The sequence below is a fragment of the Streptomyces sp. NBC_00683 genome (assembly GCF_036226745.1).
GTDB lineage: Bacteria > Actinomycetota > Actinomycetes > Streptomycetales > Streptomycetaceae > Streptomyces.
Window position 1 is genome coordinate 1449431 of the sequence record NZ_CP109013.1, and the last position, 21116, is coordinate 1470546.

Consider the following 21116-nt stretch of genomic DNA (forward strand, 5'->3'; position numbering starts at 1 on the left):
AAATTCACTCTGGGTGACATGACTCACTGCCGTACCCCTGGTAACGCGGAAAGGCCCGCCGTCGGCCCCTGGGCTGGGGCCGACGGCGGGCCGTCGTGCGGGTGGGCGGCGGATCAGAGGACTGTCACGGTCCCCGTCCCCTCCCCCGTCGCTCCGGACTCCTCCGCACGGACGCGGTACGGACGGTCGGTGCCCTCCGCCACGACGTGCACGCCCGAGGCGTCCCGTACGACGCGGAACGCCGCCGCGCGGGCCCCGGTCAGGTCCGGCACGGTGACCGTCCGCTCACCGTCTCCGGAGCCGAACACCCGCAGGGTGAGGCCGTCCAGCCAGTCGCTGTCCGGGCGCTGGTCGTCGGCGCCCCACGGGAGCACCGCCCCGTCCCTGACCAGCAGGGGCAGGCTGTCGAAGCCGTGGGTCTCGTGGCGCCAGGCGGGACCGGTGATCCGTTCGCCGGTGAGCAGCGACGTCCAGGTGCCCTCGGGGACGTAGTACTCGACCTCTCCGTCCTCGGTGAAGACGGGCGCGACCAGCAGATCGGAGCCGAGCATGTACTGCCGGTCCAGGGTGCGGGAGGCCGGGTCGCCGGGGAACTCGACCAGCATGGGGCGCATCATCGGGACGCCCGTGCGGTGGGCCTCGGCCGCCACCCCGTACAGGTAGGGCATCAGGCGGTGCTTGAGCAGGGTGAACTTCCGTGCCACGTCGACCGCTTCCTCACCGAACGCCCACGGCACCCGGTAGGAGACGTTGCCGTGCAGCCGGCTGTGCGAGGACAACAGGCCGAAGGCGAGCCAGCGTTTGAAGACCGCCGGGTCGGGGGTGCCCTCGAAGCCGCCGATGTCGTGGCTCCAGAAACCGAAGCCGGACAGGCTCAGCGAGAGACCGCCGCGCAGCGACTCGGCCATCGCGGTGAACGAGGCGAAGCAGTCGCCGCCCCAGTGGACCGGGAACTGCTGTCCGCCGGCCGTCGCGGAGCGGGCGAAGAGCACCGCCTCGCCCGTTCCGCGCTCCTTCTCCAGGAGCTCGAAGACGGTGCGGTTGTAGAGCTGCGCGTAGTAGTTGTGCATCCGCTCGGGGTCGGAGCCGTCGTGCCAGACGACGTCGGTCGGTATGCGCTCGCCGAAGTCCGTCTTGAAGCAGTCGACACCCTGGTCGAGCAGCGCGCGCAGCTTGCTGTTGTACCACTCGCGGGCTGCGGGGTCGGTGAAGTCGACCAGCGCCATGCCGGGCTGCCACAGGTCCCACTGCCAGATGTCGCCGTTGGGCCGCTTCACCAGGTACCCGAGTTCGGCACCCTCCGCGAACAGCACGGACTTCTGCGCGATGTACGGGTTGATCCACATGCTGATCCGCAGCCCGCGCTCCTTGAGCCGGGTCAGCATGCCCTCCGGGTCGGGAAAGACCTCGGGGTCCCACAGGAAGTCCGACCACTGGTACTCGCGCATCCAGAAGCAGTCGAAGTGGAAGACGCTGAGGGGGATGTCGCGCTCGGCCATCCCGTCGACGAACGAGGTGACGGTCTCCTCGTCGTACGACGTGCAGAACGAGGTCGTGAGCCAGAGGCCGAACGACCAGGCGGGCGGCAGCGCGGGCCGGCCGGTCAGGGCCGTGTAGCGGGCCAGGACCTCCTTCGGGGTCGGGCCGGCGACGACGTAGTACTCCAGCGACTGGTCCTCGACGCTGAACTGCACCTGGCCCACGGACTCCGAGCCGATCTCGAAGGAGACCTTCCCGGGGTGGTTGACGAAGACGCCGTAGCCGCGCGAGGAGAGGTAGAACGGGATGTTCTTGTACGCCAGGTCGCTGCTGGTGCCGCCGTCCGCCTGCCAGATGTCGACGGTCTGGCCGTTCTTCACGTACGGCGTGAAGCGCTCGCCCAGGCCGTAGACGTTCTCGCCGACGCTCAGGGCGAGTTGGGCGATCATGTGGTGGGCGCCGTCGGGTGTCGTGGCGAACGCCGTGCCCTTGGGATCGACACCGGTGAGGCGCCGACCGTCCGCGTCGAGGAAGGCCATGCCCCAGGGGCCGTCGCCGTCCATGCGCAACGTCAGCGGGCCGCTGGTGAGTTCCGTGACCGCGCCGTCCCTGCGGGTGCGGGCCGCGGGTGCGGTGCTGTCGTCGCCCAGGAGGGCGAAGTCGGGCCCGCGCCGGGCCTTTCCGGCGTGGTGCGTGACGCGTACGCCGATGACTCCCTCGGCCGGTGAGAAGCAGTCGACGGTGATCAGAGGGGTGTTGAGCGTGTCCCCGCGTGCGGCCACCCGCTTGACCGCGGCGTACGCGGTGAACCGGTCGGCCTCGACGCGCAGATCGCGGATCTCGGTCGCGTAGGAGGCGCGGACGCCCTCACGCATGAGCCAGAAGCCGTCGGTGAACTTCATGAGGACTCCTTGCCGGGGGCACAGGGAAACGGTCGGGGGGTGGGGGCGTGCGGCACGGTCGTCACGCGGTGAACCCGAGTCCGGCGAGACGTACGGATCCCTGCAGGGTGACGCGCATGTCGTGCACCCCACGGGCGTCGAGCGCGGCCTCGAAGGTGCGGTAGTCGTACGGTCCCGTGGTCGCGGGGACGACGATCTCCGCCGTTCGCCCGTCCACCGTCACCGTGACGGATCCGGCACCCGAGGCGGACGCCGTAACCGCCTGTACACCGGAACCGAAGTCACAGGCACGGAAGAGCAGTTGGCCGATGTCGTCGACGGCCGCGACGGTGTCGCCCACCACCTTCGTACGGTCGAGGATCTCCGTGCCCTGCTGCTCGTCGTAGTCGGCGGCCTCCAGCCCGCGCTCCACGACGGGGCGCGGGCCGGACGCCTCACCCTCGACGACCGCGGTGGCGGTGAGCCGGATGTCGGCGCTCGATGCCCCGGCCAGGATCTCGTACGCTCCCGGCTCGACGGTCCAGCGGCCGTGCGCCACGCTCCAGTGGCCCAGCTCCTCGACGGGCACGAGGAACTCGACGCGGTCGGCGGCACCCGCCGCGAGGTGCACCCTGCGGTGGCCCACCAGTCGGCGCAGCGGCAGGTCCGCCGAGGAGTCCGCCGCCCGGACATAGAGCTGGGGGACCTCGTCGGCGGCGACGGCGCCGTCGTTGGTGACGGTCAGCGAGACCCGCAGGCCACCCTCCTCCAGCACCGCCCTCAGGGCGGAGTAGGTGAAGTCGGTGTAGGCGAGCCCGTGTCCGAACGGGTAGAGCGGGGTGCCGTCGAAGTAGAGGTACGTCTGCCGCGAGCCGATGATGTCGTAGTCGAGCAGTCCGGGGAGATCGTCGTCGCAGGCGTACCAGGTCTGCGGAAGCCGTCCGGCCGGGGACACGTCGCCGGCGAGGGTCCGGGCGAGCGCGGTGCCCGCGGCCTGGCCGCCGTGGGCGGTCCAGAGCAGGGCGGGCAGCTCCGCCGCCGCGTCGGTGACCGCGTACGGGTAGGCGGAGGTGAGGACGAGGACGGTGCGCGGGTTGGCGGCGTGCGCGGTGCGCCACAGCCGGTCCTGCTGGGCGGGGAGGGCGAGCGTCGTGCGGTCCTCGGTCTCACGGCCGTTGATGTGGGGGTCGTTCCCGGCGACGACGACGACCGTGTCGGCGGCTGCGGCGACCCGGGCCACGGCGTCCTCACCGCGTTCGACGGTCTCGGTCTCGAAGACCGTGGCGCGGGCCGCGGGAATCTTTTCGCCGGACTCGGCAACCTTTGCGCCGTCGGCGGCGACAGTGACGTACCCACCCGTCCCGATGTGCAGAAGGCGGTGTCCGCCGTCGTGCCCCTCCACCGCTTCCAGGCGGAACGTCTCCTGGACGACCCAGCCGCCCGGCTCGTCCGCGGACGCCCGTACGTAGCCGTCGTCGGCGACGGAGAGGTACAGGCCTTCGTCGGTACGGAAGGTGAGGACACCGTCGCCCCAGTCGACGAGGGCGAGCTCGGTGGCCGTCCCGCCGCAGGTCAGCGGCGGCAGATCGGTGCGGCCGGCGAGGAGCGCGGGGTCGAGTGCGCCCTCGGCGCCACGGGCCTCGCCGTCGGTCGCCGCTCCGGCCTCGGGCACCCTGAGCCAGCCCTCGGCGCACTTCAGCCGGACCCGGTCCGCGCCTTCGGCGAAGAGGACGTTCTCGGCGCCGTACCGCTCACGAAGTCCGTCGAGCGGGGTCGAGCGGTGCAGGAGCGTGCCGCTGTACCAGTCGAGCTTGCAGGCGTCGGCGAGCAGCCCGACGACGGCGACGGTCCGGCCGTCACGCGGCTCGAGCGGCAGCAGTCCGTCGTTCCGGAGCAGCACGACGGACTGCTCCGCCGCCTCCAGCGCGAGTGCCCGGTGCCCGGCCGTGTCGAAGTCGGCGGCGTCCGCGTACGGATCGAGCTCGGGGTCGAACTCACCGAGCCTGAAACGCAGTTCGAGGATCCTGCGGACCGCGTTGTCGATGTCCTCCTCGTCGAGCAGGCCCTTGGCGAGCGCGTCGCGGATGCGTCCGGTCATGACGGTGGAGTCCTGGCCGTGGTCGGTGAAGCTGTCGACACCGGCCTTCAGGGAGGCGGCTGTGGCTTCCTCGTGGGTGTCGAAGTAGTGCTCGGAGTCGACCAGGTTGGAGGGCGCCCCGGCGTCCGAGCAGACGACGAGCGGCTGTTCGGTCCAGCTGCGCAGCTCCTGCGAGAGGAGCGGGGAGACGTGGTTGGGGCGGCCGTTGACCAGGTTGTAGGCGGGCATGACACCGGCCACCGCACCTGCCTGGACCGCGCTGCGGAAGGCCCGCAGATCGTATTCGTGCAGGACGCGCGGGCGGACCGAGGAGGAGGCGGTGTCCCGGTCGGTCTCGTTGTTGTGCGCGAGCCAGTGCTTCAGGACCGGGGCCGTGCGCCAGTAGAGGGGGTCGTCGCCCCGCAGCCCCCGGGTGTAGGCGACGGCGATCGCGGAGGTGAGCGCCGGGTCCTCGGAGTACCCCTCCTCGCCCCGTCCCCACAGCGGGTTGCGCAGCAGGTTCACTGTCGGGGCCCAGACGTTGAGCCCCACCCGGTCGTCCTCGGCGCGCTTGGCCCGCACCTCGTTGCCGACGGCCTCGCCGACCCGCCGGACCAGCTCGTCGTTCCAGGTCGCGCCGAGCCCGACGGCCTGCGGGAAGACCGTGGCGGGGCCCATCCAGGCGACTCCGTGCAGGGCCTCCTGTCCGGTACGGAACGGCCCGAGGCCCAGCCGCTCCACCGCGGGTGCGAACTGGTGCAGCATCGCGATCCGCTCGTCGAGCGTGAGCCGCCCGAGGAGATCGGCGGTGCGCAGGGCGAAGGTCAGCTGCGGGTCGCGGAAGGGAAGCGGATGGTCCGTCACGTGCGGGTCCCCTTGGAAAGGTGGGAGGTATTCAGGGAAGGCGCGCTTCGAAGGATCTTCGAAGCGCTTCGATGCTCTGTGCACAATCCGCAGGTGTCAAGGGTGCGAGCCGAGCACTGCGGGTACCCGGGCCTCGTTCCACCGGGAAACAGTTAGGAAACAGGTCCGAGGAATCTGGAAACCGACTCTTGTGCGGCCGGATGGCTTCACTTAATCTCGCTGCAACATCGAAGCGCTTCGACGACACACTTGATCGACCCGCTTCGCCTCAGCCGGTGCAGTGCTGCCGGCTCGGCCGGTAACGCCCGCTATCTCAGACACAGGAGCCGGACGGCACTCGCCACCGCCGGACTGTCCTGGTGCACCACGAAGGGTTGACGCAATGACGCCGAACTCCCCCTCCGTCCCGAGCCGGAGGAGTTTCCTCGCCTCGACCGCGGTCGTCGCGGCAGCCGTGGGCGGGGGGATCCCGCTCCTCGCCGCCTGCGGCGGTTCGGGCAGCAGCTCGAAGAACGAGGGCACCACCACCGGCAAGAAGCTGAAGGACGTGCTTCCCGCCTACGTGCCGTCGAACGCGGTCACCCCGGACATCCCCAGCAAGAACGGCTCGGCCGCCGGTTTCACCACCGCGCTGCCCGCCGACCAGCTCGCCGTCTCCGTGCCGAAGAAGCTCGGCAAGGGCAGCGAGCTGAGCATCCTGGCGCCGCTGTGGGGCACCTCTCCGGGTGAGGGCAACCCGTACTGGACGGCGATGGACGAAGGCGCCGGCGTCAAGGTCAAGTGGCAGAACCAGGACGGCAACACCTACGGGCAGAAGCTCGGCGCGGTCCTCGCGTCCAGCAACATCCCGGATGCCGTCGTCGTCCCCGGCTGGGAGCTGGGCGGCAAGATACCCAGCGCAATCGCCAACAAGTTCGCCGACCTCGGCCCGTACCTCTCCGGCGACAAGGTCAAGGCGTACCCGAACCTCGCGGCCATCCCCACCGGCGCCTGGCAGCGGGCGATCTTCGCCGGAAAGCTGCGCGGGCTCCCGATGCCGGCCGAGGCGACGCCGAACATCACCCCGTTCTACCGGGCCGACATCTTCGAGGAGAAGGGCTACTCGGTCCCCACCACCACGCAGGAGTTCTTCGACCTCTGCAAGGAGATCAACGCTCCGAAGAGCAAGGTGTGGGCGTGCGCCGACATGACGTGGTCGGCGTACAACTTCTTCGGGGTCCTGCAGGAGAAGCCGTACTACTGGAAGCTCGTCGACGGCAAGCTGGTCAACCGCTACGAGACGGACGAGTACCTCGAGGCCCTGGAGTGGTCGCGCTCGCTCTACTCGGCGGGCTTCGTCCACCCCGACGCCAAGGCGGAGCAGGGTGACCTGGGCAACGTCTTCGCCTCGGGCAAGGTCCTCATGTACAACGCCGACATCTCCGACTGGTACGGCAAGACGGCGGTCCAGCGGCTGGACAACCCGAAGTTCCGGATGGCGGCGATGGACATCTTCGCCCACGACGGCGGCACCCCCGTCCTCTACGCGGCCTCGCCCTCCAACATCTGGTGCTTCATCAACGAGAAGGCCGACAAGAAGACCATCGAGGACATCCTGGCGCTCGCCAACTACACCGCCGCCCCGTACGGAACCAAGGAGCAGCGTCTGCGGGCGTACGGCGTCGAGGGCACCCACCACACCCTCAAGGACGGTGTCCTCACCAAGACGGAGCTGGGCAACAACCAGGTCTTCGCGACCTACGAGTACATCGCCTCCCCCGCTCCCTTCCGGGCCTTCGCCGACCAGCCCGACGTGGCCAAGGGCATGGTCGAGTGGCAGCAGCGCCAGGGCGCCCATGTGAAGAAGCCGCTCTTCTACGGGATGCAGATCCAGGAGCCCGCCCGGTTCGCCGAACTCAACTCGCAGTTCGAGGACCTGGAGAAGGACATCGTCCGCGGCCGCAAGAAGATCAGCGACATGCAGCAGAACGTCTCCGACTGGAAGACCAGGGGCGGCGACAAGCTTCGCGACTGGTACAAGAAGCTGCTCGACGAGACCGGTGAGTCGGCCTCCTGACATGTCACTGAGCACAGAGGACCGGCGCGCGCGAGCGACACGGACGCCGCCGGTCAAGACGGGCGGGGCGGAGCGGCGAAAGGGCCGGGCGGCCGGGGGCATCACCCTGCGTCACCGGCTCCGCCGGGACCGCACACTGATCCTGATGACCCTGCCGGCGATGCTGCTCCTGCTGGTCTTCGCGTACATCCCCCTGGCGGGCAACGTCGTCGCCTTCCAGGACTACGACCCGTACATCGCGGACAATGCGTTCCAGTCGATCGCGCAGAGTCCGTGGGTCGGCCTCGAGTGGTTCCAGCAGATGGTGAACGACCGGCTGTTCTGGTCGTCGCTGCAGAACACGCTGGTGATCTTCCTGCTGCAGCTGACCCTCTTCTTCCCGGTCCCGATCCTGCTCGCGCTGTTCATCAACAGCTTCGTGCGCCCCCGGGTCCGGGCGGTCGCCCAGGCGATCCTGTACCTGCCGCACTTCTTCTCCTGGGTCCTGGTCGTCACCGTGTTCCAGCAGATGTTCGGCGGCGCGGGACTCATCGCGCAGACACTGCGCGACCACGGTCACGACGGCATCGACCTGATGACCGACCCCGGTCTGTTCAAGTTCCTGATCACCTTCGAGATGATCTGGAAGGACGCCGGCTGGGGCGTCATCGTCTTCCTGGCCGCCCTGGCCTCCGTCAGCCCGGACCTGTACGAGGCGAGCGCGATGGACGGCGCGAACCGCTGGCGGAGGATGTGGCACATCACGCTGCCCGCCCTGCGCCCGGTCGTCGCCCTGCTGCTCGTGCTCCAGGTCGGCAACGCACTGACCGTCGGCTTCGAGCAGATCCTTCTCCAGCGCACGGCCGTCGGCCCGGGGGCCTCCGAAGTCCTCGATACCTACGTCTGGAACGTCGGCATCACCTACGGCAACTTCAGCTACGCGGCGGCCGTCGGAATCATCAAGGGAATCTTCGGTCTGCTGCTGGTCCTCGGGGCCAACAAGGTCGCTCATCTCATGGGCGAGCAGGGGGTGTACAAGAAGTGAGCAGCCTGCTCGCCGGTATCACCGGCATTGCCGGGGTGAAGCCCGGAACGCGCGGCCGTCTGCGTCCGGCGTGGGAGGAGGAGCCGTCGAAGGCGGGACTCGCCTCCAAGGGCGTGGTCCTCGTACTGGTCTGCCTCGGCGTCCTGTTCCCGCTCTGGGTCGTCGTCGTCACCAGCCTGTCCTCGGTGAAGACCATCACCGAGACCGGCGGCCTGGTCGTGATCCCCCGCGGCATCACGTTCGTCGCCTACCAGGAGCTGCTGGGCGGCGGCCAGGTGACCCGGGCGGCGCTGGTCAGCATCGGCGTGACCGTCGTCGGGACGCTCTTCAGCATGACGGTGTCGATCATGTGCGCGTACGGTCTCTCGCGCACCGGTTCCGTACTGCACCGGCCGCTGCTGGTGTTCATGCTGGCCACGATGTTCTTCGGCGCGGGCCTGATTCCCACCTATCTGGTGGTACAGGGGCTCGGCCTCACCGACTCGTATCTGGCGCTGATCCTCCCGAGCGCCCTGAATGTGTTCAACATCCTGGTCCTGCGCGCCTTCTTCATGAGCACCGCGCAGGAGCTCATCGAGAGCGCCCGTATCGACGGGGCCGGCGACGTCCGCATCCTGTGGCAGATCGTGATGCCGCTCTCGCGGGCCGTCATCGCGGTGATCACGCTGTTCTACGCGGTCGGCTACTGGAGCGCCTGGTTCAACGCGTCGATCTACCTCAGCGACCCGGACATGCTCCCGCTCCAGAACGTGATGAACCAGCTGGTCATCAAGCAGGAGAGGCCCACCGGCCTGGCCCAGGTCATCAACACGGGCCATCTGTCACCGCTCGCCATCCAGATGGCGGTCATGGTGCTGGCGCTGCTGCCGGTCGCGGTCCTGTCGCCCTTCGTGCAGAAGCACTTCAAGGAAGGCATGCTCACGGGCGCGATCAAGGGCTGATTCCGCCCCGCCTCACGCCCCGGACTCCCGAACTCCCCGAACTCCCCGAACAGCAGGACTCCACCACTCCCACCCGAAGGTGTGTTCGTCATGCGCGCTTCGTCCGTCCCGCAGCCCGAACCCGCACAGGAGAACGCGCCCCGGCGCCGTACCGTGCTCGCCGGTGCGGCCGCGGTGACAGCCGCCGCCGCGCTGCCCCTGGCCGCCCCGGCCGTGGCGGCCGCGCGGCCCAGGAAGTCCCAGCCGCACCGGTGGCGTACGGCGGCGATCGGCGGGACCGGTTTCGTCACGGGCATCCTGTTCCACCCGGCCGTCCGGGGCCTGGCCTACGCCCGTACGGACATCGGCGGCGCCTACCGGTGGGACGACGGCCGGGCGCGCTGGACGGCGCTGACCGACCACCTCGGATGGGACGACTGGAATCTGCTGGGTGTCGAGGCCATGGCCGTCGATCCGGCCCACCCGGACCGGCTGTATCTGGCGCTCGGCACCTACGCACAGTCGTGGGCAGGTCCGGGCGCGGTGCTCAGATCCGAGGACCGGGGTGCCAGCTGGGTGCGTACGGACCTGACGGTACGGCTGGGAGCCAACGAGGACGGCCGGGGCGCGGGCGAACGGCTCCTGGTGGACCCGCGTGACAGCGAGACCCTCTGGCTCGGCACGCGGCACGACGGGCTGCTGCGCTCCACGGACCGCGGGGCGACCTGGGCCGCCGACACCTCGTTCCCGGCGGCCGCGTCGGCGAGCGGCCAGGGCGTCACGCTGCTGGTGGCGGCGGGCCGCACGGTGTACGCGGGCTGGGGTGACGGGGGGACGGCCCTGTACCGCACGGCCGCCGCCGGCGGCTGGGAGCCCGTTCCCGGTCAGCCGCCCGCCGGCGCGGCCTCGTCGAAGGTGCCGATCCGTGCCGCGTACGACGCCGGGACCCGGGCGCTGTACGTGAGTTACGCGAACGGCCCCGGGCCCAACAACCAGACGGACGGCTCGGTGCACCGGCTCGACACGGTCACCGGCACGTGGATGGACGTCACCCCGGTCGCGCCGGCCGCCGCAGACGCGTTCGGCTACGGCGGGGTCGCGGTCGACGCCACCCGCCCCGGCACGGTCGTCGTCTCCACGAACAACCGCTGGGGACCGGTGGACACCCTGTTCCGCTCCACGGACGGCGGTGCGAGCTGGACCTCGCTCAAGGACTCGGCGGTCCTCGACGCTTCGGAGACGCCCTATCTGAAGTGGGGTGGTGAGACCCCGAAGTTCGGCTGGTGGATCCAGGCCGTGGCCGTCGATCCGTTCGACTCCGCGCACCTCGTGTACGGCACCGGGGCGACGATCTTCGGGACGCGCGACCTGGTGCACTGGGCGCCGGAGATCCGAGGCCTGGAGGAGTCGGCGGTGCGGCAGCTGATCGCACCTCCGTCGGGCGCCCGGCTGCTGAGCGGGCTCGGTGACATCGGTGTGATGTACCACGACTCCCTCACCGCCTCCCCCTCGCTGGGCATGGCGTCGAATCCGGTCTTCGGGACGGCGACGGGACTCGCCCTGGCCGCGCTCGAACCCTCGTACGTCGTGAGGACGGGCTGGCCGTCCGGCTCGGGCGCCGCAGGAGCGTACTCGCACGACGGGGGCGCGAGCTGGCAGCCGTTCGCCTCCCAGCCCGCGATCGCCGGCTCCGCTCCCGGACCGGTGGCGGTGTCCGCCGACGGGGCCACGCTCCTTTGGTCCTTCGTCCACTGGGACGGCACGAAGTACGCCGCGCACCGCTCCGCGGACGGTGGCGCCACCTGGGCCGAGATCTCCACGTTCCCCAAGGGCGGCGCCCCGGTCGCCGACCCGCTGGACCCCGCCCGCTTCTACGTCTACGACACGGACACCGGCACCGTGTTCGTCTCCGCGGACAAGGGCGTCACCTTCACCCGGGGCGCCTCCGGGCTCCCCTCCGGCGATGTGCAGTTCCGCATCGCCGCCGCGCCCGGCCGCTCCGGCGACCTGTGGCTGTCGGCCAAGGACAACGGGCTGCTGCGCTCGACCGACGGTGGGCTGACGTTCACCGCGGTGGCCGGCTGCCAGGCCTCGCACGCCCTCGGCTTCGGCAGGGCCGCCGCCGGGACGAAGCGGCGGGGCCGCTCCCCCTACCCCGCGGTCTTCCAGACCGGACGGGTGTCCGCCACGCACGACGGTGTCGCCGTGCTCCGCTCGGACGACGCGGGCGGGACCTGGGTCCGCATCAACGACGACTCGCACCAGTGGGGGTGGACCGGTGAGGTCATCACCGGTGACCCCCGCATCCACGGCCGCGTCTACCTGGGCACGAACGGCCGCGGCATCCAGTACGCAGACCCCGAATGAGGAACGAGAAGTCCATGCCGTCCCTGCACGACGCCACCCGTGGCCGCATCCTCTTCGGAGGCGACTACAACCCCGAGCAGTGGCCCGAGGAGGTGTGGGCCGACGACGCCCGGCTGATGAAGGAGGCCGGGGTCAACTCCGTCACCGTCGGTGTGTTCTCCTGGGCAAAAGTCGAACCTCGCCCCGGCGCACGGGAGTTCGGCTGGCTGGACCGGCTGATGGACCTGATGCACGCGCACGGCATCGGTGTCGTGCTCGCCACCCCGACGGCGTCGCCGCCGCCGTGGATGGGCGCACTGCACCCGGAGACCCTGCCGCGCGCCGAGGACGGCACGCTGGTCTCGTACGGCTCGCGGCAGCACTTCTGCCCGAGCTCGCCGGTCTACCGCCGCTACGCCGCCGCGATCACCGAGGACCTCGCGGCACGGTACGCGGACCATCCGGCGCTCACCGTGTGGCACATCAACAACGAGTACTGCACGCACTGCTGGTGCGACGAGACGGCTGCCCACTTCCGCCGCTGGCTGGCCGCCCGCCACCCCGGCCTCGACGCGCTCAACGAGGCGTGGGGGACGGCCTTCTGGAGCCAGCGCTACGACAGCTGGGCGGAGATCCTGCCGCCCCGCCGCGCCCAGTACATGAGGAACCCGGCGCAGGTCCTGGACTTCAAGCGGTTCACCTCCGACGCCCTGATGGAGTGCTACATCGCCGAGCGGGACATCGTCGCCCGGCACACCCCGCACATCCCTGTGACGACCAACTTCATGCCGCTGTGGTCGGGCCAGGACGCCTGGGCGTGGGCGGAGCAGGAGGACGTCGTCTCCGTCGACATCTATCCGGACCCGCAGGACCCGCAGGGCGGCCAGTACAACGCCATGCTCGCCGACATGACGCGCTCGCAGGCCGCGGGCCCGTGGATGCTGATGGAGCAGGCGGCGGGCCCGGTCAACTGGCGCGGGGTCAACCACCCCAAGCCCGCGGGCCTCAACCGGCTCTGGTCGCTGCAGGCGGTGGCCCGGGGCGCGGATGCCGTCTGCTACTTCCAGTGGCGGCAGTCCCGGCAGGGGTCGGAGAAGTTCCACTCCGGGATGCTCACCCACGCGGGCGAACAGGGGCGCGTTTTCCGGGAGATCAAGCAGCTCGGAGCCGAACTCGCCCTGATCGGCGGCGAGGTGAGCGGCACAGCGGTACCGGCCGGGGTCGCGGTCCTGCACGACTGGGACGCGTGGTGGGCGAGCGCCCAGGAGGGCCGGCCGTCCTCGCTCGTGTCGTACCCGGATGTGGTGCAGGCATGGCACCGGGCACTGTGGGAGAACGGGACCAGGACGGAGTTCGCCCGCCCCGAGGCGAACCTGACCGCCTACCGCATGGTCGTCGTCCCGCAGCTCTACCTGCTGAGCGACGCGGCGATCGACAACCTCGTCTCCTACGTGCGGGGCGGCGGCACCCTCGTCTGCGGGTTCTTCACCGGAATCGCGGACGCCGACGACCGGATCAGGCCGGACGGCATGGACAGCCGGCTGCGCGAGCTGCTCGGGATCCGTACGGTGCACGAGTGGTGGCCGCTGGACGCGGGCGCATCGGTCGAGTGCGACGGCTTCAGCGGCAGCCTGTGGTCGGAGGAGCTGGAGTCCGACGGCAGGGCGGAGACGGTCTCCGCCTACCGGGGCGGCGAACTGGACGGGTTGCCCGCGGTGCTCCGCAAGGGCACGGCCTGGTACGTGTCCACGCTGCCCGAGCCGGAGGCCCTGCGCGAACTGCTGGGCCGGGTAGCGGCCAAGTCGGGCGCACGCCCCGTGCTCGAGGGACTGCCGGCGGGGGTGGAGGCGGTGCGCCGCGGCTCCCTGCTCTTCCTGCTCCACCACGGCCGGTCCACGGTGACGGTCATGGTTCCGGGCCGGCACACCGATCTCCTCACGGGTACCGAGACCGACGGCAAGGTGGAACTGGGCCGGTACGGCGTGGCCGTCCTCAGAGACGCCTCCGCATGATCGACGGTACGTGGGAGCCGCGCCCCGCCACCCGCTGGGAGGACGCCTTCCTCAGCGGCAACGGCCATCACGGGGCCATGGTGTACGGCGATCCGGCGGACGACCGGGTCATCGTCAACCACCACACCCTGGTCCGGCCGAACGGCAGCGAGGGGGTACGGCCACCCGAGCTCGCGGACCGGCTCGGCCGCCTCCAGGACGCCCTGCTCTCCGGGGACACCACGGCGGCCGAGGAGTTCGGCGCGGGGCGTCCGCTGGCGTGGGTGCAGCCCTTCCATCCCGCGTTCCAGACCCGCGTCCGCCGGAGCCGCGGGCTGCACGAGGCGGTCGCCGGCTACCGGCGCGAGGTCGACTTCACGACGGGCGAGGTCAGCGCTTCCTACGAGGCCTGGCGCAGCCGTGTCTTCGTGTCGCGGGCCGACGACGTGATCGTCCAGCACATCACGGATCTCGGGCTGACCGCCGACCTGGTCCTGGACCACGGTCTGCCGGGCGCTCCGGCGCACCTGGCGGTCGGCCGCTCGACCGTGCTGACCCCGGACGGCGCCAAGATGGCGTTGCGGGTCGGCTATCCGGGCAGTGACCTCACCTACACGGGGGTCACCGTCGCCACGGTGGACGGCGGCAAGGTGTCCGTCGCGGGCGAAGGCATCCGGGTCGAAGGGGCGCGGAGCCTCACCCTGGCGACCCGGGTCCGGCGCGGGGTCGGCCACCTCGACCTCGGCGCCCTGTGGGCGGCTCTGCCCGACGGGGACTACGCCACCCTGCTCGGCCGCCATCAGCCGCTGCACCGCGAGGCGTTCGGGCGCACGACGCTGACGTTGCGGGACGCGGTCCAGGACCGCGAGCTACCGGGCAGCGAGCTGCTCGGCAGCCCTCGGAGTCCGGCGCTCCTGGAGCTCCTCTTCGCGGCGGGCCGCTACCATCTGCTCTCCTCCTCGGGGCTGCTGCCGCCCCGGCTGACCGGGCTGTGGACCGGCGACTGGGACACCGCGTGGTCCGGGGCGTTCACCACGAACGCCAACCTCAACCTCCAGATCGCCTCGGCCGCCACGGCGGACCTGCCGAAGGTCACCGAGGCCCATGCCGCGCTGGTGCACGGTCAGTTGGGACACTGGCAGGACAACGCGCGTGCGATCTTCGGCGCCCGGGGCATCGTCGCCCCGTCCCACACGGACGGCGAGTCGGGCCACACCCGGCATTACCAGCGCGCCTATCCGCTGCATCTGTGGACGGCGGGAGCGGACTGGCTGCTGCAGCCGCTGCTCGAACACGCCGAGGTGACGAGCGGCGCGACGGATGCCCGCCTGACCGCCGCGCTCGTCGAAGCGGCGCTGTTCTACGAGGACTTCCTCACCCGCGAGGACCCGGACGGCCGCATCGCGATCGTGCCGTCCTACTCCCCGGAGAACCGTCCGGCGAACGCGAGTTGGGGCACCGTCAACGCCACCATGGACATCGCCGCGGCCCGCCACGCCCTGACCACGGCCGCCGATCGAGCCTCCGGCCATCCCTCCGCGGGCCGCTGGCGGGAGCTCGCGGCCCGGCTCCCCGACTATCTGGTGAACAAGGACGGTGCGCTCGCCGAGTGGGCGTGGCCGGGGCTGGAGGAGACGTACGATCACCGTCACCTCAGCCATCTCTACCCCGTGTGGCCGCTGGACGAGATCAACCCGTACGACACACCGCGACAGGCGGCCGCCGCGCACCGCGCCCTGGAACTGCGGGGCTCGGAGAACGACTCGGCCCACGGCCATCTCCACCATGCGCTGATCGCGGCACGGCTCCGGGACCCGTCCCGGGTGTCCGCCGCCCTGGACGCGGTACTGGCGGGCGACTTCTTCCACGACTCGCTGATGAGCGCGCACTATCCGGCGCGCAACGTCTACAACGCGGATGCGGCGCATGCGCTGCCGGCCGCCGTCATCGAGTCGCTCGTCCAGTCGACGCCCGCCCGCCTGGTCCTTCTTCCCGCCGTTCCCGGGATCTGCCCCGCCGGCGAACTGCGCGGCATCCGCACCCGGTTCGGCGCGGGGCTCGACCTCAGCTGGTCCGACCGGGGCGCGACGGCGGTCCTGCACCCGACCCGCGAGGCCCGTGTCGACGTACGCCCGGGAGACGGGCTCGTACTCGTCGAGACCGGCGCGGACAACCCCGAGGCTCCGCTGGTCCTCACGGCCGGCGTGGACCGCGTCCTCACCCTGAGACCGCGGTAGCGATTCCCCCCACCCATGGAAGGGACACCATGGCACAACGACGCACCCTGACCAGGCTCCTGCTGGCCCCCGCGACTGCGGCGGCCGCCCTGATCGGCTTCGCAGCGGCACCTGCTCACGCCGTGATCTGGTCCTCGTCGGACCAGTGGGGCAACTACACCACGTCCGACGGCTACATCCTCTACAACAACATCTGGGGCTCCGGCGCGGGCGCACAGACGGTCTGGGCCAACTCCTCGAGCAACTGGGGCGTCTGGGCCGACCACCCGAACACCGGCGGCATCAAGTCGTACCCCAACGCCAAGAAGATCGTGAACAAGCCGATCACGTCGCTCTCGTCGCTGACGAGCAACTACAACGTCACGGTCCCGTCCTCCGGCGCCTACAACACGTCGTACGACATCTGGGACACGGACTACGACTACGAAGTGATGCTCTGGGTCAACTACAACGGTGCGGTCGGCCCGCTCGGCACCCCGCAGGGCAATGTGACCCTGGGCGGCCACACCTGGGCCGTGTACAAGGGCGACAACGGCGCCAACCAGGTCTTCTCGTTCCTGCGGACCTCGGACTCCTCCTCAGGCACCGTGAACATCCTGCCGATCCTGAAGTGGATCAAGGACACCAAGGGCTGGTGGGGCAACGAGACCATCGGTGACGTCCAGTTCGGCTACGAGATCACCTCGTCGCCGGGCGGTCTCGACTTCGTGACGAACGGATTCGGCGTCTCCTCCAGCTGATCCTGATCCGAACGGGCCAAGGAGCCGGTCCCCTCGCGGGGGCCGGCTCCGGCTCCGCTACTCCCCCGTGCGGGCCAGCCATCGGGCCGTCTCCGCCCAGCGTTCGGGCATGCCCGCCTCCAGCACCGCCGCGAAGCGCTCGGGGCGGGCGAGCAGGCGTCTGTCGCGCGGATGCAGTTCCGTGTGCGCGAGCAGCCAGCCCGCCAGCGCGTGCCGGTCGGGCGGTCCGGCTCCGGTCAGCTGTCGGGCGTACGCGTCGCTCGCGGCCTCCGCGTCTCCCGCGGTCAGCAGCTCATCGGCCGTCGGCACGGCCCCGTGACCGGGTTCGCGCCGCATGTACAGCCGGCCGCGGTCGTCCTGCCAGTACCCGCTGCCCGCGTCGGGGGCGACCAGCGGGTCACCTCCCGGCACCGGATCGGCGCCCGAGCGCAACGCCTTGACGAGGGTGTCCCGTTCACCGTCCCCGCAGCGCAGGTTGCGCAGCCGCCACTCCACCCGGTGGCTGACCGCCGCGGCCCGGGCCCTGACCTCGGTCGCGGGCTCCAGCGGTTCTCTCAGCCAGCCGTCGACCGTCTCGGACAGCCGGGTGACCAGTCGCCGCCCGGGACCCGTGAGCTGTCCGCGCGTGGCCAGGGTGCGGAGCACCATACGGGTCTGCAGGCGGCGCAGCGCGAACAGGAACGGTGCCCGTCCGTCCGGGTCGGCGTCCGTGTCCCCGATCCGGTCACGCCAGAAGCCGGTGACGCCGACGAAGGCGTAGGCGCCGTGCAGGAGGCCGGGCAGATGGCGTGGATCGGCGCGCCAGGGCGCGTAGTAGAGCTCGGAGCGGTCGTCCTCCATCAGCGGGAAGAGGTGGAGCAGCGCCCCCAGTTTGCTGTGCTGGAATTCGTGGACGAGGGTTTCCGCCAGGGAGAGACCGTCCTCGGGGCGGGCCATCACCATGGAGGCGAAGGCGTCACCCGTCGAGGCGCTGAGCCCGGCAGCCGGCACCGGGAGCCCGGCCGCACCGTCCTGGGCGCGCCAGGGGACGATCCGGCTGACTTCCTCGGGCCGCAGCCCGCCGGGACCCGTGCCGCCGCGCCGCAGGATGGCCACGGCGTCGTGGAACAAGCCCTGCCAGGCCCGTAGTTCCGCGGGGTCGAGACGGCCGGGGGCGATCGGCTCGTCCAGATCGCGGTACGGGTCGAGGTCGTCGAGCTGTACGGCGCGGGCTCCGGGCCCGGCGGTCAGTCTGTGCACGGGCAGCCACTGTGCCGATTCCGGATCCGTGAGGGGGTGTACGACGACGTCGGGCCCGTTGCGGGTGGCGACCGTGAGCGATCCGCCGGACACCACGGTCCGCACGGCGTGGAAGTCGTCGCCGTCCGGACCCGGCAGGCGTACCAGGCCGAGTGCGGGCAGGCTGACGGTCCGCCCCCGGGCGGGCAGGAGCAACTCGGTGTCCGTGCCGGCGTGAACGGCTGCCGTCGCGGCCACGACCGCGATCTGCCCGGCGTCGGCCCACAGCGGCGGCCCGGACGCCGTTCCGTGCAGCCGGCGCAGCGTGTGGGCGAGCCAGCTGCCGACCTGTGGGCTCAGCAGCAGCTCCTCGACCGGTTCGGGAGCCTGTTCGGCGGCGGCCTCCAGGGTGGGCCAGACCGCCCCCGCGTCCAGCGGGGCAAGGATGCCGGGATCCGCGTCGAACAGGTCGAGGAGCTCACGCAGCAGCAGCAGGCGGCGGGTCCGTTCGCCCTGGACCAGGAACGCGATGGCCTCCGGCGAACCGCCCCCTGCGGCGATCTCGTCGAACAACGGGCCCGGCATACGGATCGGGGCGTACACATCGCTCCCTGTCGTGGACGGATGGTGCGCGGACGGGCTCTATTCGGCCCGCCCTGGTTCCGATCCGCCCATCGCGTTGCTGCGCGCGCGGCGGATTTCCGCGAGCAGTCGTGGCCCCATGTCGGGGTCCGGGACCAGTCGCAGATCGGCGACGCGCACGGAGGTCAGATCCATGAGGTCCGACTCGAGGTGATCGGGTGTGCCGTCGGCGGGTACCGGCTGGTACAAGGCGCGCTCCCCCTTCGCGAGCGGCGGCACAGGATGCCACCGTTTACTCCATCATGATGATTGAGACCCCTTCCCGAAACCCGTGTGATCACGCCAGCCGATCACATTCCGGGCCCGGGTCCTGCCACGAAGTCCTGTACCGACGACTTCAGTTCGGCGGCCCGGCCTGGTTCGTCGTCCAGCAGGGTCACCGCGTCGTACAGCTCCCACAGCCGGTCCGGCTGCGCCCTGAGTGTGCGTACGATCCCGATCACATCCGTGCGCGGCATCGGGTGCCTCGGCATCCGCGCGACGACCTTCGCGGGCAACTCGTTGACCAGTGCCTGGCGTTCGTCACGGTCGCTCATCAGCGGATACGCCAGCAGGGCCTCGATCAGCCGGGCCAGCAGCCGGCCCGCCGATGTGGCTCCGGGGCCGGACGCGGACGGCAGGACGCCCGGCACGGTCTCGGTCCGTTCCGGTCGGATCATGTGGATGCCGGGGAGCTGATCGGTGCCGCCCGCCGCGCGGAGAGCGTTCATCCGCACCTGTACGGCCTCGAAGAGCGCTTCAGGATCCGGCAGCGGATCGGCGGGCAGCTCGTCCAGAACGATGTCCGAGAACACGCCGAGCCGGCGCACCGGATCGTTGGCCGCCCGCTGCCCCCGGCCGGTCGCGAACATCAGGATCTGCTCGTGCGCCTCGACCCGCTGCCCGGTGGGCAGCCGCTCGCTGGGCAGCGAGTGGGGGAAGTGGTGCCGTTCGTCGAAGGTCCGGCATGCGTCGATCATCCACATCTGCCGCCCGAATCCCGTCACCGCGTCGCTCCTGAGCACACCGCGGGCGGACTCGGCGTCGATGTTGCGCCGGTCGGCCACGGTGGCGTCGGCGCAGTAGAGGCGCAGGTGCTCGTCCGTGTCCAGGACACCGTGTCCGCCCCACCACACCCACAGCGCGTCACCGCTTCGGGCGGGGATGTCGGTGACGAACGCGCGTCGCAGGGTGTCGTGGTCGGCCGGCCGGTACCGGACTTCCGGCTCCGTGCCGGGCAGCGGTGCGAGATGGAGCAGGATGTTGGCATCCGGAACACCGCGGGCCAGCAGCCAGTCGCGGAAGCGCAGGGCGTCCCTCACCGGACCGGGGAGGTTCCAGTCCGCTCCGGCCGCATACTTTTCGATTCCGATGACCAGGGCGACGATCCGCTCCGGTTCCACAGGCCTCCGGGTCACGGCAGGCGCTCCCCGATGGCGCGGTAGACGGCCGGATCGGTCCAGTAGGCACTGTGCGCCACGGGGAAGGGCTGACGACTGTCGGTGGCTATGTCGTGGGCACGGCCGGCGAAGAGCGGCTCCGCCGCGTACCCGAGCAGATCGCGCCGGTCGTAGAGGTTCAGCCACGGCGGGACGTGGCCGGGGAGCGGATCCGGGTGGGCGAGCGCGGGCAGCGCGCCGGTCTCGTACAGGAAGGGGCCTTGCGAGCCGACGGTGACCAGCAGCTCGACGCCGGGCAGGGGACCCGACACCAGGGTGTCGAGGCAGATGATGCCGCCGAGACTGTGTCCGAGCAGGACCACGGGCGGCTCCAGCGGGGCGACGAGCTCGCGCAGACCCTGGCGCATGTCCTCGCCGCGGGCCAGGTACTTGAGGATGTCACCGGCAGCCGGGTGCGCCGCGTCCGTGAGAGCGCGGCGGCGCCGCACCGCGTAGCGGGAGCCGAGGCGTACGAGCGGCTTCCCCGCCATCCGCAGCAGCGGGCCGCGCCCGGTGCCCTCCGGAGCCGCGCCCAGGCGCCCGGCGAGGGCCCCGACTGCAGCGTCCCGGGCGTCTCCGCCGCCCTGCACGGGGCTGTCCTCCTCGACGGCCCCGGCGATGACGGTGGCGGCCAGCGCCCGCGCCAGCACCCAGGCCAGCGTGTCCGGGTCCAGTGCCTCGGCTGCGGGCGCGAGCAGGGGGTCGCGCGCGAGCCGGGCCGCCGCCTGCGGGAGTCCTGGGCCGAGCAGGTCGGCCAGGGGTTCGCCGTGCGCCGCCACGTCACGCAGGAGGGCTCTGGGCCGCTCGTCCGGAAAGGCCGCGCCCGGCGCCGTGACGCGCACGGTGGCTCCGGCCGCCGCCGTGGCGAGTTCGGCGGTCGGGTCGTCGTACAGCCGGGCCCACTCCTCCACCTCGTCACCCTGCTCGTCGGGGTGCCCGGCGCTCCGGCCCGTACCGCTGCCGGGGCCCTCCGGGATGCTCGCGCCGCCCGCGGCGAGCCGGGCGCCGTACCGCTCGCCCCAGCGGTAAGCGACCAGACGGGCGTCAGGGGCTGTTGCCGCCAGCCCCGATGCGACCTGTTCGAGCAGTGTGGTGAGGTGTGGTTCGCGCACACCTGTGCCGTGTGTGAAGACCACCGTGGTCATGTGTCCGCCCCCGTTGCCGTGTTACCGCCGTCCCGGCCCGCCGCCCTCCCGGGCGATGGACCGGACCGACGGCCCTCT

Annotated in this window: 13 protein-coding genes; 7 read left to right on the top strand and 6 right to left on the bottom strand. The window is 71.1% G+C overall.

Translation table 11 applies throughout. From position 1 onward, the window contains the following. Positions 1-113: 113 nt before the first annotated feature. Complete coding sequence (yicI, locus tag OG257_RS06470) at positions 114-2381, bottom strand: alpha-xylosidase (RefSeq protein WP_329205537.1); 2268 nt, start codon at positions 2379-2381, stop codon at positions 114-116. Positions 2382-2442: 61 nt separating this feature from the next. Continuing rightward, positions 2443-5301 carry a glycoside hydrolase family 3 C-terminal domain-containing protein gene (locus tag OG257_RS06475; RefSeq protein WP_329205538.1) on the bottom strand — a complete coding sequence of 953 codons (2859 nt, stop codon included), beginning with the start codon at positions 5299-5301 and terminating at the stop codon, positions 2443-2445. Between the two features lie 382 nt (positions 5302-5683). Here OG257_RS06475 and OG257_RS06480 point away from each other — a divergent pair, with 382 nt between their 5' ends. The 7 genes from OG257_RS06480 (at position 5684) to OG257_RS06510 (ending at position 16615) form a co-directional block, all read left to right on the top strand. Next, the gene (locus OG257_RS06480; RefSeq protein ID WP_329205540.1) at positions 5684-7357 is read left to right on the top strand and encodes an extracellular solute-binding protein; all 1674 of its coding nucleotides are present in this window, start codon (positions 5684-5686) and stop codon (positions 7355-7357) included. Position 7358: 1 nt separating this feature from the next. Beyond that, positions 7359-8381, top strand: coding sequence for an ABC transporter permease (locus OG257_RS06485; protein ID WP_329205543.1), 1023 nt, complete (start codon positions 7359-7361; stop codon positions 8379-8381). Positions 8382-8398: 17 nt separating this feature from the next. Continuing rightward, the gene (locus tag OG257_RS06490; protein ID WP_329214943.1) at positions 8399-9322 is read left to right on the top strand and encodes a carbohydrate ABC transporter permease; all 924 of its coding nucleotides are present in this window, start codon (positions 8399-8401) and stop codon (positions 9320-9322) included. 90 nt (positions 9323-9412) lie between these two features. Beyond that, positions 9413-11668 (top strand): WD40/YVTN/BNR-like repeat-containing protein, encoded by a 2256-nt coding sequence (locus OG257_RS06495; RefSeq protein WP_329205545.1) that lies wholly within the window; start codon positions 9413-9415, stop codon positions 11666-11668. 14 nt (positions 11669-11682) lie between these two features. Beyond that, positions 11683-13659 carry a beta-galactosidase gene (locus OG257_RS06500; protein ID WP_329214945.1) on the top strand — a complete coding sequence of 659 codons (1977 nt, stop codon included), beginning with the start codon at positions 11683-11685 and terminating at the stop codon, positions 13657-13659. Beyond that, on the top strand, positions 13656-15875 hold the full coding sequence (locus OG257_RS06505) for a glycosyl hydrolase family 95 catalytic domain-containing protein (RefSeq protein WP_329205547.1): 2220 nt from the start codon (positions 13656-13658) through the stop codon (positions 15873-15875). Before OG257_RS06500 ends, OG257_RS06505 begins: the two co-directional genes overlap by 4 nt. Positions 15876-15904: 29 nt before the next feature. Continuing rightward, a complete protein-coding gene (locus OG257_RS06510) occupies positions 15905-16615 on the top strand; it encodes a glycoside hydrolase family 12 protein (RefSeq protein ID WP_329205548.1) in 711 nt (236 codons plus the stop codon). A gap of 57 nt (positions 16616-16672) precedes the next feature. Here the strand turns inward: OG257_RS06510 and OG257_RS06515 are convergent, their stop codons facing one another. The 4 genes from OG257_RS06515 to OG257_RS06530 all read right to left on the bottom strand — a co-directional run bounded on the left by OG257_RS06515 (position 16673) and on the right by OG257_RS06530 (position 21038). Next, positions 16673-18436, bottom strand: a complete 1764-nt coding sequence (locus OG257_RS06515; RefSeq protein ID WP_329205550.1) for an HEXXH motif domain-containing protein — start codon at positions 18434-18436, stop codon at positions 16673-16675. A gap of 39 nt (positions 18437-18475) precedes the next feature. Then, positions 18476-18664, bottom strand: coding sequence for an aldo/keto reductase (locus OG257_RS06520; protein ID WP_329205552.1), 189 nt, complete (start codon positions 18662-18664; stop codon positions 18476-18478). Positions 18665-18765: 101 nt separating this feature from the next. Further along, complete coding sequence (locus tag OG257_RS06525) at positions 18766-19872, bottom strand: effector-associated domain 2-containing protein (protein WP_329205555.1); 1107 nt, start codon at positions 19870-19872, stop codon at positions 18766-18768. After that, positions 19869-21038 carry a hypothetical protein gene (locus OG257_RS06530; protein ID WP_329205557.1) on the bottom strand — a complete coding sequence of 390 codons (1170 nt, stop codon included), beginning with the start codon at positions 21036-21038 and terminating at the stop codon, positions 19869-19871. The genes OG257_RS06525 and OG257_RS06530 overlap by 4 nt, the downstream gene beginning before the upstream one ends. Between the last annotated feature and the right edge of the window lie 78 nt (positions 21039-21116).